Source organism: Curtobacterium sp. VKM Ac-2884 (genome assembly GCF_015350945.1).
GTDB lineage: Bacteria > Actinomycetota > Actinomycetes > Actinomycetales > Microbacteriaceae > Curtobacterium.
On the sequence record NZ_JADKSA010000003.1, the window covers coordinates 65,110 to 79,809 of the forward strand.

15 protein-coding genes are annotated in these 14,700 nt (G+C 71.2%); 6 read left to right on the plus strand and 9 right to left on the minus strand.

Going from position 1 to position 14,700, the window contains the following annotated elements:
• Positions 1 to 45 precede the first annotated feature (45 nt).
• Together ITJ60_RS08635 and ITJ60_RS08640 are read right to left on the minus strand one after the other, a co-directional pair.
• Positions 46 to 495: a SufE family protein gene (locus tag ITJ60_RS08635; RefSeq protein ID WP_123312753.1), complete on the minus strand. Its 450-nt coding sequence runs from the start codon at positions 493 to 495 to the stop codon at positions 46 to 48.
• Positions 492 to 1,397 (minus strand): sulfurtransferase, encoded by a 906-nt coding sequence (locus tag ITJ60_RS08640; RefSeq protein WP_194647652.1) that lies wholly within the window; start codon positions 1,395 to 1,397, stop codon positions 492 to 494. Before ITJ60_RS08640 ends, ITJ60_RS08635 begins: the two co-directional genes overlap by 4 nt.
• A gap of 137 nt (positions 1,398 to 1,534) precedes the next feature.
• Between ITJ60_RS08640 and zapE the strand changes: the two genes are divergently transcribed.
• From zapE to ITJ60_RS08655, 3 genes are all read left to right on the plus strand, one after another.
• Positions 1,535 to 2,554 carry a cell division protein ZapE gene (gene zapE, locus ITJ60_RS08645; protein ID WP_228510002.1) on the plus strand — a complete coding sequence of 340 codons (1,020 nt, stop codon included), beginning with the start codon at positions 1,535 to 1,537 and terminating at the stop codon, positions 2,552 to 2,554.
• Positions 2,555 to 2,759: 205 nt separating this feature from the next.
• Positions 2,760 to 4,034, plus strand: a complete 1,275-nt coding sequence (locus tag ITJ60_RS08650) for an ammonium transporter (RefSeq protein ID WP_111086361.1) — start codon at positions 2,760 to 2,762, stop codon at positions 4,032 to 4,034.
• A 157-nt stretch (positions 4,035 to 4,191) separates the two neighbouring features.
• Positions 4,192 to 4,842: a tyrosine-protein phosphatase gene (locus ITJ60_RS08655; protein WP_194647653.1), complete on the plus strand. Its 651-nt coding sequence runs from the start codon at positions 4,192 to 4,194 to the stop codon at positions 4,840 to 4,842.
• 139 nt (positions 4,843 to 4,981) lie between these two features.
• Here ITJ60_RS08655 and ITJ60_RS08660 read toward each other — a convergent pair whose 3' ends face one another.
• A complete protein-coding gene (locus ITJ60_RS08660) occupies positions 4,982 to 5,953 on the minus strand; it encodes an aldo/keto reductase (RefSeq protein WP_123338347.1) in 972 nt (323 codons plus the stop codon).
• 167 nt (positions 5,954 to 6,120) lie between these two features.
• On the opposite strand from ITJ60_RS08660, the gene ITJ60_RS08665 reads away from it, so the two are divergent.
• Complete coding sequence (locus ITJ60_RS08665) at positions 6,121 to 7,089, plus strand: beta-ketoacyl-ACP synthase 3 (protein WP_194647654.1); 969 nt, start codon at positions 6,121 to 6,123, stop codon at positions 7,087 to 7,089.
• 58 nt (positions 7,090 to 7,147) lie between these two features.
• Here the strand turns inward: ITJ60_RS08665 and ITJ60_RS08670 are convergent, their stop codons facing one another.
• A complete protein-coding gene (locus tag ITJ60_RS08670) occupies positions 7,148 to 8,071 on the minus strand; it encodes a hypothetical protein (RefSeq protein ID WP_194647655.1) in 924 nt (307 codons plus the stop codon).
• A 38-nt stretch (positions 8,072 to 8,109) separates the two neighbouring features.
• On the opposite strand from ITJ60_RS08670, the gene ITJ60_RS08675 reads away from it, so the two are divergent.
• Positions 8,110 to 8,739, plus strand: a complete 630-nt coding sequence (locus tag ITJ60_RS08675) for a hypothetical protein (RefSeq protein ID WP_194647656.1) — start codon at positions 8,110 to 8,112, stop codon at positions 8,737 to 8,739.
• A 35-nt stretch (positions 8,740 to 8,774) separates the two neighbouring features.
• Here ITJ60_RS08675 and ITJ60_RS08680 read toward each other — a convergent pair whose 3' ends face one another.
• The 5 genes from ITJ60_RS08680 to ITJ60_RS08700 all read right to left on the minus strand — a co-directional run bounded on the left by ITJ60_RS08680 (position 8,775) and on the right by ITJ60_RS08700 (position 13,369).
• The gene (locus ITJ60_RS08680) at positions 8,775 to 9,734 is read right to left on the minus strand and encodes a hypothetical protein (protein WP_194647657.1); all 960 of its coding nucleotides are present in this window, start codon (positions 9,732 to 9,734) and stop codon (positions 8,775 to 8,777) included.
• A 474-nt stretch (positions 9,735 to 10,208) separates the two neighbouring features.
• The gene (gene fliW / locus ITJ60_RS08685; protein ID WP_194647658.1) at positions 10,209 to 10,577 is read right to left on the minus strand and encodes a flagellar assembly protein FliW; all 369 of its coding nucleotides are present in this window, start codon (positions 10,575 to 10,577) and stop codon (positions 10,209 to 10,211) included.
• Complete coding sequence (gene flgL / locus ITJ60_RS08690; protein WP_194647659.1) at positions 10,574 to 11,455, minus strand: flagellar hook-associated protein FlgL; 882 nt, start codon at positions 11,453 to 11,455, stop codon at positions 10,574 to 10,576. The genes fliW and flgL overlap by 4 nt, the downstream gene beginning before the upstream one ends.
• A 2-nt stretch (positions 11,456 to 11,457) precedes the next feature.
• Positions 11,458 to 12,879 (minus strand): flagellar hook-associated protein FlgK, encoded by a 1,422-nt coding sequence (gene flgK, locus ITJ60_RS08695; RefSeq protein WP_194647660.1) that lies wholly within the window; start codon positions 12,877 to 12,879, stop codon positions 11,458 to 11,460.
• A gap of 4 nt (positions 12,880 to 12,883) precedes the next feature.
• Positions 12,884 to 13,369, minus strand: coding sequence for a flagellar protein FlgN (locus ITJ60_RS08700; protein ID WP_111086397.1), 486 nt, complete (start codon positions 13,367 to 13,369; stop codon positions 12,884 to 12,886).
• A 463-nt stretch (positions 13,370 to 13,832) separates the two neighbouring features.
• Here ITJ60_RS08700 and ITJ60_RS08705 point away from each other — a divergent pair, with 463 nt between their 5' ends.
• On the plus strand, positions 13,833 to 14,651 hold the full coding sequence (locus ITJ60_RS08705; RefSeq protein WP_194647661.1) for a sigma-70 family RNA polymerase sigma factor: 819 nt from the start codon (positions 13,833 to 13,835) through the stop codon (positions 14,649 to 14,651).
• Positions 14,652 to 14,700: the final 49 nt, after the last annotated feature.

Consider the following 14,700-nt stretch of genomic DNA (forward strand, 5'->3'; position numbering starts at 1 on the left):
CGTGGCGGATCCGCCACGGGCCTCCCGTCCGCTTCCCGGTCGCGTCTACGACACCGCAGCCTGCACCTGACGCTGCACGCGTCCGAGCATGCCCACCATGCCGCGGATCCGCAGCGGACTGACCGCCTCGGACAGCCCGATCGTCAACGGGTAGTCCGCCGGCACGGCGAGCACCTGCGCTGCCGTCAAGCCGCTCAGGCCCTGCGCGAGGATCGAGGCGAAGCCGCGCGTGGTCGGTGCCTCGCGCGGGGCGGTCGCGTGCATGCGGACGACGTCGGGTGCGTCGCCGTCCTCGCCCACGGTCACCGTGATGAACACGGGGGACTGGCACTCCTCGACCCGTTCGAGTTCGTCCTCGTGCCCCTGCAGCCGTTCGGGCAGCGCGGGCAGCTCGTTCGAGAACTCGAGGAGGAGCTGCAGGCGGTCCTTCTGGCCCAGGGCGAGGAAGTCGTCGCGGATCTCGGCGAGGGTGGCGGGGAGTGTGGCGTCGTTCATCGGTTCGGAACTGTACCCGGCTCCGCGCCCTGCACGATCGGGACACGGACGGCGCTGCCCCACTCGGTCCACGAGCCGTCGTAGTTGCGGACGCTGTCGTAGCCGAGCAGGTGCTGCAGGACGAACCAGGTGTGGCTCGACCGCTCGCCGATGCGGCAGTACGCGATGACCTCGTCCGCATCGCCGATGCCGGCGCCCTCGCGGTAGATGGCGTCGAGTTCCGCGCGCGGCTTGAAGGTGCCGTCCGGTGCGGCGGCGGTCGCCCACGGGATGTTCACCGCGGTGGGGACGTGGCCGCCGCGCAGCGCTCCTTCTTCCGGGTAGTCGGGCGCGGTGGTGCGGGAACCGTCGTACTCGCCCGGGCTGCGCACGTCGATGAGGGGCTTGCCGAGGTGGGCGAGCACGTCGTCCTTGTAGGCGCGGATCTCGCTGTCGATCCGGTCGACGACCGGGTACTCGGCCGGCGTGACGACGGTCTCGTCGGTGGTGAGGGCGCGGTCCTCGGCGATCCACTTCGCACGGCCGCCGTCGAGCAGGCGGACGTCCTCGTGGCCGAACAGCGAGAAGACCCAGAGGGCGTAGGCGGCCCACCAGTTGTTCTTGTCGCCGTAGAGCACGACGGTGGTCTCGCGGCCGATGCCCTTGCTGCCGAGCAGTTCGGCGAAGGCCTCGCCGTCGATGTAGTCGCGCTGCACCGGGTCGTTGAGGTCGGTGTGCCAGTCGATCTTGACCGCGCCGGGGACGTGGCCCGTCTCGTAGAGCAGGACGTCCTCGTCGGACTCGACGACGACCAGGTCGGGGGTGTGGGCGTCCAGTTGTCCCTGCAGCCACTCGGTGGAGACGAGACGCTCCGGGTGGGCGTAGGCGGTGAACTTCTCGGACGGGTCGACCGGTGCGGTCATGGTGGGCTACCTCCAGGTGGTCATCCGGCACCGGACTAGGATCGGTCGTCGGTGCCTGTGGGCAACGGTACGCGGACGTACCGTGCCCCAGCCGCAACGTGACACCGCACGACTTGCTTCCCGGAAGGGCCTCCTGTTTGTCCACGAACACCGCGCCAGCGCACCTCGTCGACCGTGACCCCCAGGTGACCCCGCAGCAGATGGCCGCGGCACTCGTGCCACCGCCCCAGTTCGCGGACGCCTCGTTCGACTCGTACCGGCCCGATCCGGACTACGCCTCGCAGACCGACGTGCGCGACGCCGTCGCCGCGTTCGTCGCGGCCGGGCCGACCGACGCGCCACGTCGTGGGCTGTTCGGCCGCCGCAAGCAGTCGGTCGAGCCCGCAGCGAAGTCGGGCGTCTACCTGGACGGCGGGTTCGGTGTCGGCAAGACCCACCTGCTCGCCGCGGCGTACCACGCGGCCTCCGGACGGAAGACGTTCGGCACGTTCATCGAGTACACGGCCCTGGTCGGCGCGCTCGGGTTCCAGGGCACGGTCGACCTGCTGCGGGGGACCGCGCTGGTCTGCATCGACGAGTTCGAGCTCGACGACCCGGGCGACACCATGGTCATGACCCGCCTGATCAAGGAGCTCACCGAGACCGGCACCCGGTTCGCCGCGACCTCGAACACGCCTCCGGGCGCGCTCGGCGAGGGACGGTTCGCGGCGCAGGACTTCCTGCGCGAGATCCAGGCGATGTCCGACCGGTTCGACACGATGCGGATCGACGGGCTCGACTACCGCCGCCGCGCGGTCGACGAATCAGCCGGTGTGGTGTCCGACGTGGCCGCGGCGCTGCCGGCCGGAACCGTCACGCTCGACGACTTCTCGGCCGTGGTCGCGCACCTCGGCTCGGTGCACCCGTCGAAGTACGTCGCGCTCGTCGAGGACCTCGACGCCGTCGGGCTCACCGACGTCCGGGCGTTCACGGACCAGACCGACGCGCTCCGGTGGGTGGCGCTCGTCGACCGGCTGTACGACGCCCAGGTCCGGATCGTGGCCTCGGGCACGCCGCTCGACCAGGTGTACCCCGACGCCATGCTCGACGGCGGCTACCGCAAGAAGTACCTGCGCGCAGCCAGCCGTGTCGTGGCGCTGAGCCGCGCCCAGGACTGACGCCCACCGCCCGGGGCATCCGCTGACCGGTCGGTGCACCCCCTGTCCAGGGGGCATCGGGCCGTGCGAAACACGACGTTTACAAACCGCGCCGTCGCGTTACATCCGCGAAACACATCGTGCCCCCTCGTGAAACGTCACCTCGCCAGACTCGGTGTCACCCGAGGCGGTCCAAGAGCCGCTCGTGCAATCGAGAGGTGAACAGATGCTTGATCAGGGCAACACGACGTTCGTGTTGGTCATGGCGGCGCTGGTGTTGTTCATGACACCCGGCCTGGCCTTCTTCTACGGCGGCTTGGTGAAGGCCAAGTCCGTCATCAGCATGATGATGATGTCGTTCGGTGCGATCGCACTCGTGAGCGTCCTGTGGGTGCTCTACGGCTACGCGATCGCCTTCGCCAACCACGGTGACGGCACGGCGGTCTCCGGTGTCGTCGGGTTCTTCAGCATCGACTGGAACCAGATCGGCCTCGGCCAGGCCTTCGAGGAGGCGCAGTCCTCGAACATCCAGGCGGCGTACCCGTCGATGGCGTTCGTCGGCTTCCAGGCCACCTTCGCGATCATCACGGTCGCGCTCATCTCCGGCGCCATCGCCGACCGCGCCAAGTTCGGCGCCTGGATGGTCTTCGCGGGCATCTGGGTCACCGTCGTCTACTTCCCGGTCGCCTCGTGGGTCTTCAACCTGACCTCGGGTTGGGCTGCCACGTGGGGCGTCATCGACTTCGCCGGTGGCACCGCGGTGCACATCAACGCCGGTGCAGCAGGTCTCGCCCTGGCGCTCGTCCTCGGCAAGCGCGTCGGCTTCGCCAAGGGTGCGCACAAGCCGCACAACCCGCCCTTCGTCCTGCTCGGTGCCGCCATCCTGTGGTTCGGCTGGTTCGGCTTCAACGCCGGCTCCGAGGGCGCTGCTGACGGCATCGCCGCGATCGCCTGGGTCAACACCCTCGCCGCACCGGCTGCTGCCATCCTCGGCTGGCTGCTCGTGGAGAAGCTCAAGGACGGCAAGGCCACGTCGGTCGGTGCCGCCTCGGGTGCCGTCACCGGTCTCGTCGCGATCACCCCGGCATGTGCCAACCTGACCCCGGGCTGGGGCATCCTGCTCGGCTTCGTCGCCGGCATCATCTGCTGCTTCGCGATCGACTGGAAGTACCGTCTCGGCTTCGACGACTCGCTCGACGTCGTCGGTGTCCACCTGGTCGGCGGCATCGTCGGCACGCTGTACCTCGGCTTCTTCGCCAACGACACCGGCCTGATCTACTCCGGTTCGTTCGAGCAGCTCGGCAAGCAGGCCACCGCGGCCCTGGCCGTCGGCATCTACTCCTTCGTCCTGGCGTTCGTCATCGGCTTCCTCATCGAGAAGACGATCGGCTTCCGCGTCAAGACCGAGGACGAGGTCGCCGGCATCGACACCGCGGTCCACGGCGAGGAGGGCTACGTCCTCTACGAGCAGACCGACGACTCGCCGGTCTCGGTCCGCTAGCCAGTAGACGTAAGCACCACCAGCACCACCCGCACGACGACGGGCCCCGCGCACACAGCAAGCGCGGGGCCCGTCGTCGTGCTGTCGGTCCTCGCTCGTCGGTCGTCGGTCGTCTGTCGTCTGTCGTCTGTCGTCTGTCGTCTGTCAGGGTGGGGGCATGACGACGACGTCGACCCTCACCAACCTGCGCGAGGTCGGGGGACCGGGCCTGCAGCACGCCCGACCCCGCACCGTGTACCGCGCCAACACCGAACGCGTCGGTGCCGACGCCTACCCGCACGGACTCACGGCCGTGGTCGACCTCCGCCGTGACGACGAGGTCGCCCGCGTCCCGCACCCGCTCGGCACCACCGACGGCTACCGGCTCGTCCCGCTGTTCGACCCGTCGACCGTCGAGTCCGGCGCCCAGGCCGTGCAGCTCGAGGAGCAGTACATCGACTGGCTCGAGCGCCACCGCACCGGGATCGCCGCCGCGTTCCGCGCCATCGCCCGGTCCGACGGCGACGTGCTCGTCTGCTGCGCGGCCGGCAAGGACCGCACCGGCGTCGTCAGCGGACTGCTCGCCCGGCTCTGGGGTGCGTCGATCGAGGCCGTCGGCGACGACTACGCCGCCAGCGCTGTCGGGCTGGCGGACCGGTTCGCCGCGGAACGTGCGGTCAGCACCGCCCCCGAGGCCACCGCCATCGCGCAACGGTGCGTGCCGGAGACCATGACCACCGTGGTCCGGCACGTCGAGGCGCGGTGGGGCAGCGTCGCCGCGTACCTGCGCTGGGCCGGGCTGACGGACGCGGAGATCGCAGCGCTCTGACGGGCGGGCGACGTCCTGTCGGCTCACCACGTGCGGTGGTCGCAACGGCGGACGGGAGGCGCGGTGCGCGTCCGACGCGCACCGTGCCTCCCGTCCTTGGCCCTGATCGCGGGCCGTGGTTCCGGCCCGTTCCGTCAGCTCACCAGGCGTAGTCCTCCGGTGAGGTCTTGTGCCCCGGGAAGATCTCGTCGAGCCGGTCCAGCGCACGCTGGTCCAGGCGGATGTCGACGGCGCGGACCGCGGACTCCCACTGCTCCATCGTGCGGGGGCCGGTGATCGGCGCGGTCACACCGGGCTGGTGGAGGAGCCACGCGAGGGCGAGCTCGCCGGGCGTGTGGCCGAGCTCCTCGGCGAACGACTCGTAGGCCGTGAGCTGGTCACGGTGCCCCTCGACGTACTCGGCGCTCCGACCCGACAGGCGGCGGGAGCCGTTCTCGGTCTTCTCGATGACACCACCGAGCAGACCGCCCTGCAGCGGCGACCACGGGATGACACCGAGGCCGTACTCGCGGGCGGCGGGCAGGACCTCGCGCTCGATGTCACGCACCACGAGGTTGTAGATCGACTGCTCGCTCACCAGGCCGAAGGTGTGGCGGCGCTTCGCGGCCTCCTGCGCCTGGGCGATGTGCCAGCCGGCGAAGTTCGACGACCCGACGTACAGGACCTTGCCCTGCTGCACGGCGACGTCGATCGCCTGCCAGATCTCGTCCCACGGGGTCGCACGGTCGACGTGGTGGAACTGGTACAGGTCGATGTGGTCCGTCTGCAGGCGCTGCAGGCTGGCGTCGAGCGACTGACGGATGTTGAACGCGCTGAGCTTGCCGCCGTTCGGCCAGTCGATCATGTCGCCGTAGACCTTGGTCGCCAGCACCGTCTTCTCGCGACGGCCGCCGCCCTTCGCGAACCAGCGGCCGATGATCTCCTCGGTGGCGCCCTTGCCCACCGAGCCGCCGTAGCCGTTGGCGGTGTCGAAGAAGTTGACGCCGAGCTCGTGGGCCCGGTCCATGATGGCGTGCGAGTCGTCTTCAGTGGTCTCCGGGCCGAAGTTCATCGTGCCGAGCACTGCTCGTGAAACCGACAGCCCTGTCCGTCCGAGGTGTGTGTAGTCCATGGGTCCGGTCTACGCGCTCCGAGGGGCACCCTGCCAGGCCCTGGGAGTACCGGTTCTGCATGCTGGGCTGTATCGGTCTGCTTGCTGGGATGCATCGTTCTGCATGGTGCGTGGCTGCATGCCGTCCGGGGCATGTCCGCGCTCCGGGGAGGAGTACCGTGACGACGGTGAACACCCCAGCACTCCGTGGCAGCCGGATCCTCGGGTTCGGTCACCACCAGCCCGAACGCATCCTGACCAACGACGAGCTCTCGACCATGGTCGACACCAACGACGAGTGGATCCGTACCCGGACCGGGATCCAGACCCGCCACATCGCCGGTCCGGACGACAGCGTCACGTCGATGGCGATCGAAGCGGGCCGCAACGCCCTCGCCGACGCCGGTGTGTCGCCCTCGGCCGTCGGCCTCGTCATCGTCGCCTCCACCACGCACCAGGACCGTGCGCCCTACACCGCCGGTCGGGTCGCCGCCGCGCTCGGGATGACGAACGGCCCGGCGCCCATCGACATCAACACCGCGTGCAGCGGGTTCGAGTACGCGCTCGCCCTCGCCGACCAGTCGATCCGCGTCGGGTCCACCGACGTCGCGCTCGTCATCGGGTCCGAGACCCTCTCCGCCATCGCCGACTGGACCGACCGGTCGACGTGCGTGCTCGTCGGCGACGGGGCCGGAGCCGCCGTGCTCGGCGCCGCCGACGTCCCGGAGATCGGGCCCGTGTCGTGGGGCAGCGTGCCGCACCTGCTCGACGCGGTGCGGGTCGAGGGCTCGCCGGGTCGGTTCAACCAGGAGGGCCGATCGATCTACCGCTGGGCCATCACCGAGGCCGAGGGGCACGCCCGCAAGGTCGTCGAGGCCGCCGGGCTCACCATGGACGACATCGAGGTGTTCGCGTTCCACCAGGCGAACCTGCGGATCATCGAGCCGCTCGTGACCGCACTCGGCGGGGAGTCGAAGTTCGTCATCCGCGACGTCGTCGAGTCCGGCAACACCTCGGCCGCCAGCGTGCCGCTCGGGTTGTCGAAGGCATGGGCGCGTGGCGACCTGCCCGAGGGCGTCCCGGCGTTGCTGTTCGGCTTCGGCGGCGGGTTCGCGCACGCCGGTCAGGTCGTCAGGACGCCGGTGCGGTCGTTCTGATCGGGCCTCGGTCGTTCTGATCGGGCCTCGGTCGTTCTGATCGGGCCTGCCGCCCGGTTCAGCGCTCGGGCGTCTCCGACCAGAGATCCTCGTCCTTTGCCGAGCCTCGACGCCAGCCGAGCTGCTTGGGCTGCTTGGGCTCCTTCGGCTGCTTGTCCTTTGGCTGCTTGTCCTTCGGCTGCTTGTCCTTCGGCTGTTTCTCCGGCTTCGCGGGCTTGGGCTCGAGGACGATCGGGAAGTGTGCCGACGGCGGCCCGAACCCGGTCCGCGAGGCCTGGATGACCTTCCGCCCGAGCGCGTGGTTGCCGAGCCCGCCGACGGCGGCGCCGATGCCGAACGGCAGTGCACGGCCGAGCACCGACGTCCCCTGGCGCACTGCGAACCGCTTGATGAACTGGTCGCGGACCTGCCCGCCGAGGCCGTTCACGACCTGCTTCGGCAGGGACGAGGTCACCATCTCGCCCCAGAAGGCCGTGCGTGCCTGACCGCCAGCGATCTGCCCGCCGAGCTGCTTGATGAGCTGTGTGCCCGGAGCACCGAGGATCATCGCCATCACCAGGGTCCGTGCCCGTTCGGGGTCGTCCAGGGCGATGCCGTGCACCTCGGTCACCGACTGGGCGAACAGCGCGGTGGTCTCGAGGAACCCGACCGTCTCCGCGCCGCTCAGCCCGAGGGCGGCCACCATCCCGACGCCCGGGATGACCGCACTCGCACCGACCGCTGCGCCACCGGTGGTGACCGCGGTGAGGTACTGCCGCTCGAGGATCTGGATGACCTCGGCGGGGGTGGCGTCCGGCTTGCGTCGGCGGATCGCGTTGACGTGCGCCACGACCACCGGGCGCTGGACGCTGATGGCACGGTCGAGCCACTTGACCCACCCGCCGGGTTGTTGCGGCTGCGGGGTCCGGGAGTCGTCGGGCATGGGGGAGACCTGGGCGTTCGGCAGCGGCACGATCGCCTGGTCCTTCGGGGAGCGGGCCATGCGCTCACCGTACGCCGGGCATGTGGGAGGCTCGCTGGATGGACATCGACGGCGCGCCCGATCAGGCGGACACGGCTCGGCGGACCTCCGGGTTCCTGACGGTCGCCGATGTGCGCGGCTTGCTGCCCGAGGTCGTGGTGCTCGACCCCGGCTCCGTGCTCGTCGGCGCGGACGTCACCCTTGCAGCCGGGGTGGTGCTCTACCCCGGAGCCGTGCTCGAGACGCGTGCCGGGGGTTCGATCACCGTCGCATCCGGCACGCGGCTCGGTCCGGGCCAGGTCACCGTCGTCGCCACCGCGGCCCGCGTGACCATCGGTTCCGGTGCCGAACTGGGCCCGGGGCCCGTCACGATCACGGCGACCGGGGTGGACGTGCTCGTGGGGGACGGCGCTCGGTTGTCGGGCGGCTGCCTCGTCGAGGGCCCCACCGAGCTCGGCGCCGGTGCCCAGGTGCTCGGGACGGTCGCCGTCCGCGACGCCGAGCTCGCAGCCGGGGGCGACCACCGCGAGCCCGACCCCGATCGGCGTGGCGGTGTGGTGAAGGGTGTCGGGCGGGTCCACGGTGTGCGGGTCGGTACCGGCGAAGTGATCGTCGGCGGTGGCGTGCCGAGTGCACCGCTCGTGGTCGAACGGCAGCGTGCACACCACCCGGAGGCGCCGAGCCGCTGATCGCGGCCAGGCCCTCGGAGCCGCTCGCCTGTTCGTCACCGGCACGGGACACCCGCCCGGCGGAGTGCTGCACGCACGCGGTCGGGCTGCATGAGGTCGGCCCACGACAACCGGATGACGAACCGGACCTCGGGGAACGACCGGACGAAGTCCTCGCGACGCTTCTCCCGCCAGTGCGCCTCGGCGGTGCTCCGCCCCTCGAGCATCGTCGGGTCCTCGTACTTCGCGCGACCGTCGACCTCGACCACGACGCCCTGATCCGGGAACCAGAAGTCCACGACGGCCGTCCCACCTCCGGTCCGTCGGAACTCGTGCTGCTGCACCGGCTCCGGCGCGCCGACCTGCCGGAAGCGCACCCGGCACACCGACTCCGCCGGCGACCCCGACAGCGCCGACCCCATCCCGATCGCCACCCCTGCCTTCTCGGATCCCTTGCGCTCGTGGGCCGAGAGTTCGTCCCGGAGCATCTCCGGCAGGACCCGTCGCCCGCGCAGCGCCTGATCGATCATCGGTACGGCCTGGTCCAACGGTGCGGTGGCCGAGAGATCGACGAGCGTCCGGACCAACGACGTCACCGGCGCCCCGTTGATCTCGATCGGCACGGTCGGCGGCGTCCCTGCCCATCGTCCGGCGGAGTCGTCAATCGCATGCCCCGGCCTGACCCGGACAAGCGCCGTCGTGTCCGGCCGGGTCAGCCGAGGGTCGACGACCTCGACTCGGTCGGGAGCCGCTGCGGTGAAGGGCAGCCCGTGCACGGTTGCCGCGGAGGAGTGGGAGAACGCCCGGGGCAGCCGGACCGACGGGACCGTCGCCCGGACGAGCAGGAGCAGACGGTCCTCGCTCCGCAGCCCCTGTACGAGCGCCGGATCGACCAGCACACCGGGCCGGATCGAGGCGAGTGAGCCGCGGTGCACACGACGCTGGAGCGCACGCCGTTCCGCGCTCGGATGGTCGCCGGTGCGGATGAGGGGGATGTCGAGGACTCGGTCGTTCATGCCTCAACGATCGGTGGTGCGAGCCCACCACGTCGGTCCGGAGCGACGATCTGTGGGAAACGAGCCGGGCCTCCAGTCTGTGGAGGGATGAGGCGGACGCACGGCGCAACAACATCGATGTCGCACGACGTCGATGTTGTCGTCCGGCCGCGCATGCAACTGTTGCGCACGCGCGGGTGCGACGAACTCGATGTCGTACGACATCGAGGATGTCGTTCGGGGTCGACCGACGACAGGACCCAGCCGGGATCGGTGCCCCGGGCCGAGGGCGTACGCGTGTTCGAAGCTGGACCGACCCCGTGCAAGGTACGACAACATCGATGTCGCACGACGTCGATGTTGTCGTCGGGCCGCGCATGCAACTGTTGCGCACGCGCGGGTGCGACGAACTCGATGTCGTACGACATCGAGGATGTCGTTCCGAGTCGACCAGGCAGCGGAAACGGGTGCGGCCGGCCGGCACCCCCGCAGCACCTACGCCCGCGCGAGCTCCGCCCGCAGCGGCAGGTCCTGGTCCTCCAGGATGAGCTGCGCGCCCACGGCGGTCCGGGCGTTCACGACGATCGGCGCGAGCAGGTTGACGGTCGTGCCCGACGCGCCGGGGTTCGCCACCACGAGCAGCACGGCGTCGGCGGGGTCGGTCAGCTCGAGCCCCGCGGCCTGCTCGTCGGTGAGCTCGGGCGAGTACGACGGCAGGTGCACCGCGGCGTCGAGCACGAACAAGCGCGAGGAACCCCCGACGAGGGTGAACAGGCCCTCGGCGCCGTCCACCGGGGTCAGCGTGAAGACCGGTGCGGGGGACAGGCCGAACGGCGGGACGGCGAAGGTCAGGGAGATGCTCATCGGAGGTAGTCCATCAGGGTCGGCTGCAGGACCTTCGCGGTGACGGCGAGGGCTGCCTGGTAGTTGGTCTGCTGCACCTGCAGGTCGAGGACGGCCTTGGCGAGGTCGACGTCCTCGATGCCGGCGCGGCGGTTCTCGAGCGAGACGGCCGCGGTCTTCAGCGAGTCCTGGGCGGCGAGGGCGGTCGCGTGCCGGACACCGACGTCGGCCTGGGCGCCGCGGACGGCCCCGAGCGCGCCGTCGACGTCGTTGATCCGCGCGTTCACGTTCACCCCGTTCTGCAGGTCGCTGACGATGGAGTCGAGCACCCCGAACACGGACGACGCGCCGGTGCCGAAGACGTCGGCCCCGGCGGTGTCGACGCGCACGGTGGTGCCGTCGCCGATCCGGCGGGAGACGTCCGTGCCGGAGGCAGCCCACCCGGTCGTCGGGTCGTACGCGGCGGCGGCGGTCGAGGCACCGGCGAAGACCGAGCGGGTGCCGTAGGTCGTGTTGGCCCGTGCCTCGAGGTCGGACTTCAGCGACTGGAACTGCGTGATGAAGGCGTCGCGGTCGGTGTCGCTCATGGTGCCGGAGTTCGCCGCCTGCACGGTCAGGTCCCGCACGCTGTTCAGCACCGAGTAGACGCTCGACAGGGCGCTGTCGGTGGTCGCGAGCCAGGCGACGGCGTCGTTCGCGTTGCGCGTGTACTGCGCGGCGGCGGCCTGTTCCTTGCGCACCTGCATCGACGACGCGGTGCCGACGGGGTCGTCGGACGGCTTCTGGATCGCCTGCAGCGTGGTGGCCTGCTCGGTCAGCTGCGCCACGCGCGCCGCACCGGTCTGCAGCCGTGCCGAGGCCGCGGCCATCGACATCTGGGTGGTCACCCGGGTGATCACGATCAGCCCCTCCCGACGAGTCCGACGCGGTTGATGATGGTGTCGAGCATCTCGTCGACGGCGGTCAGGACGCGTGCCGCGCCCTGGTACGCGTGCTGGTAGCTCAGCAGGTTCACGTTCTCCTCGTCGAGGTCGACGCCGGCGCTCGACTGCTGCTGGGTGCGCGCGTTGGTCAGGGCGAGTCCGGTGAGCGTCGACTCCGTCGCGGCCGACCGGGAGGCGGTGCCCACCCCCGCCACGAACGTCGCCCAGGTCGTGTCGGCGGCCCCAGGGCCCGTGCCGAGTCGCGAGAGCGCGTCGGCGAACGAGTCGTCGAGCTGCCCCGCCGCGTTCCGCGTCGCCAGGCCGCTGCCGTCCGTCGGGACGACCGACAGGCCCTGCGCGGCGGGGACGCCCGCCGCGAGGGCGAAGAACGCGGTGCCGGCGGTGCCGGCCGGGGTCGTGCCGGTGGCATGGACGGCGTTGACGGTCGCTGCGAGCTGGGTCGCGACGGCGTCGTAGGACGCTGCGGCCTGGGCGAGCGGGCCGCCCGTGCCGTTCCCGTTCGCCGGGGCGAGGACGGCGAGGGCGCCACCGATCGACCCGCCGCTCAGGGACACCGCGCCGGCGCTGCCGGAGGTCCAGGTCAGGGTGACCGCGGCGCCGTCGGCGAGGCGTTCGCCACCGCCGAGGGCGACGGCGCGGGCGTCGGTGCCCTGCACGAGCGGGTTGCCGCCGAGCAGCACGTCGACCGTTCCGTCCGCGTTGGTGCGGGTCGTCCCGCCGGCGAGCGTCGCGATCTGCTCGGTGAGCTGGTCGCGTTGGTCGAGGAGTTCGTTGGCGTTGCCGCCGGAGGCCAGTGCGGTGCGGATCCGCCCGTTCAGGTCGGCCACCTGCTTCGCTGCGTCGTTCAGCTGGGTGACCTGGCCGGCCGCGGTGCCCCGGACCGAGGACCACTGCGCGTCGACGGCCTTCGACCCGGCGGCCAGGGCCGCGGCGACGGTGCCCGCTGCGCCGAGGACGGCGCTGGCGGCACCCGGGTCGTCGGGGTGACTGGCGAGTTCGCTCCACGACGACCAGAAGGCATCGAGCTTGGCGCTCAGGCCGTCCTTGCCGGGCTCGTGCAGGCCGGTCTCGAGGGCGGACAGTGCCGTCGCACGGGCGTCGGCGTAGGCGGAAGACCCCGCGGCGACCCGGACGCCGACGTCGAGCGTCAGCGATGCTAGGCGGGCGATGCCGTCGACGGAGACGCCCTGACCGGCGAGGGCGGCGGTGCCGCGCATGAACCCGGTCTGGGTCGCGGGGATTGAGTTCTGCGTGACGCGCTGCCGCGTGTACCCGGCGGTGCCGGCGTTCGCGATGTTCTGGCCGGTGACGTCGATGCCGGCGCGGGCGGCGGCGAGGCCGGAGTACGCGGTGGCGAGGGAGCCGAAGGTGCTGACCACGGGGTTACAGGGTCCCCTCGAACAGGCGGGCGCCGTCGGAGCCGGAACCGGAGGTGCCCGAGGCGTCGTAGGTCGCGGCGGTCGTCACGGTGCCGGCGAGGGTCTCCTCGGTGGCCTGGGCGGCAGTGCGCAGGAAGCGGTCGTTCTCGTCGCGCAGGGCACCGATCTGGGTGGTGAGCTCGACCATCGCGGTCAGGTGCGCGGCGAGGATCTCACCCCACGGGCCGTTCGGCGCTGCGGCGACGACGTCGCGCAGCGGTGCATCGGCGGGGACGCCCCACTCCTCGGCCACCTCGGCACTCGACGCGGCGCGCTCGAGTCCGGTGCTGCGGAGTCGTTCGAGGACCTGCTCGACCTCGCGGCTGGCGTGCGACACCCAACGGGAACGGCCCGCGGTGAGCAGGAGCTGCTCCTCCTCGAGCTTGAAGGTGAGCAGCTCGAGCAGTTCGCGTTCGCGCCAGAGCACGGCGGACAGGTCGTTCACGCTCATCAGCTCCTCCCGTGTGGGTCGTCGTCGGGTGTTCGGGTCTTCGGGTCCACCATCCGGCGGACACCGAGACCTATCGACCCGACGGCGGTGGTCGTAAGCGGCGGGGGACGTGACCTGCGAGGCGGACGTCCCCCGGGCCTCCCGGAATGTCGGGAAACGCACCCCGTCCGGGGGGCGGGAACGGTCGTTCTACGGGTCGGGTCCCCCCAAATGTGGACCGGGAAACACCGCGAATGCCCCCGCACTGGGGACGGGTGAACCCCTGTTCAGGACATTGCCAGCCGATACATTCAGAACGCAACACGAGGGCGACCTCGAACCGCGTCACAGGGGCGCGGGGTGCACCGCTCGGAGGGAACCGGGCGGGTCTTCGGCGTACGCACCGGCCATCCGAGGCCGGCGTCCGTCGTGCCCAGGGACGGGTGAGTCGAGACAGTCACGTCAGGTCGATCAGGGGATCAGCATGGACCGCACCGCACGCAACGCGATGATCGTGGAGCACCTCCCGCTCGTGGGCTACATCGTCGCGGACGTCCGCTCCCGTGCCACGCACCTGGACCGCGACGACCTCGCCGCCGTCGGCTCCCTCGCCCTCGTGGCCGCTGCCGACGCGTTCGACCCCACACTCGGCGTCCCGTTCGGCGCCTACGCCCGGACCCGGATCGCCGGAGCCCTCGCCGACGACATGCGCTCGGCCGACTGGGCGTCTCGTGGCACCCGGAGGCGGATCCGCGAGACCCTCGCCACGCAGGAGGCCCTGTCCGCCCGACTCGGCCGGAGCGTCGGCGTGCAGGAGATCGCGGACGCGATGGGTGTCGACCGGCAGACCGCCTCGGACGCCATGAGCGACGCGGCCCGCATCGTCGCGCCCCTCGACGAGACCGTGCACGACCTCGTCGCCGCGGACCTGCCGTTGCCCGGCGACGACCTGCTCGAGACCGAGAAGCGCCGCTACCTGCGCGCAGCCGTCGAGGCGCTGCCCGAGCGGATGCGCTTCGTCGTCGAGGCCGTCTACTTCGGGGACCGCTCGGTGACCGACGTCGCCGCGGAGCTCGGCATCACGCACTCCGCCGTCTCGCAGCAGCGCTCCGAGGCGATGCGCCTGCTCCGCGACGGACTGGCCGCCCACTACGGGGACGGCGGTGCGGCCGCCGAACCCGCCTCGCGCACCACCGCGGCTCGCCGGAGCGCCTACCTCGCACGCGTCGCGTCGAACGCGGCCGCCGGCGTCGCACGTGCCGTCCACGACGCGACCGCGCCGGTCGCCGTGGCGGCGAGCTGAACCGTCGACGGGTATTTCCGTCGATTCCCTAACGACTCCCGGCACCCGG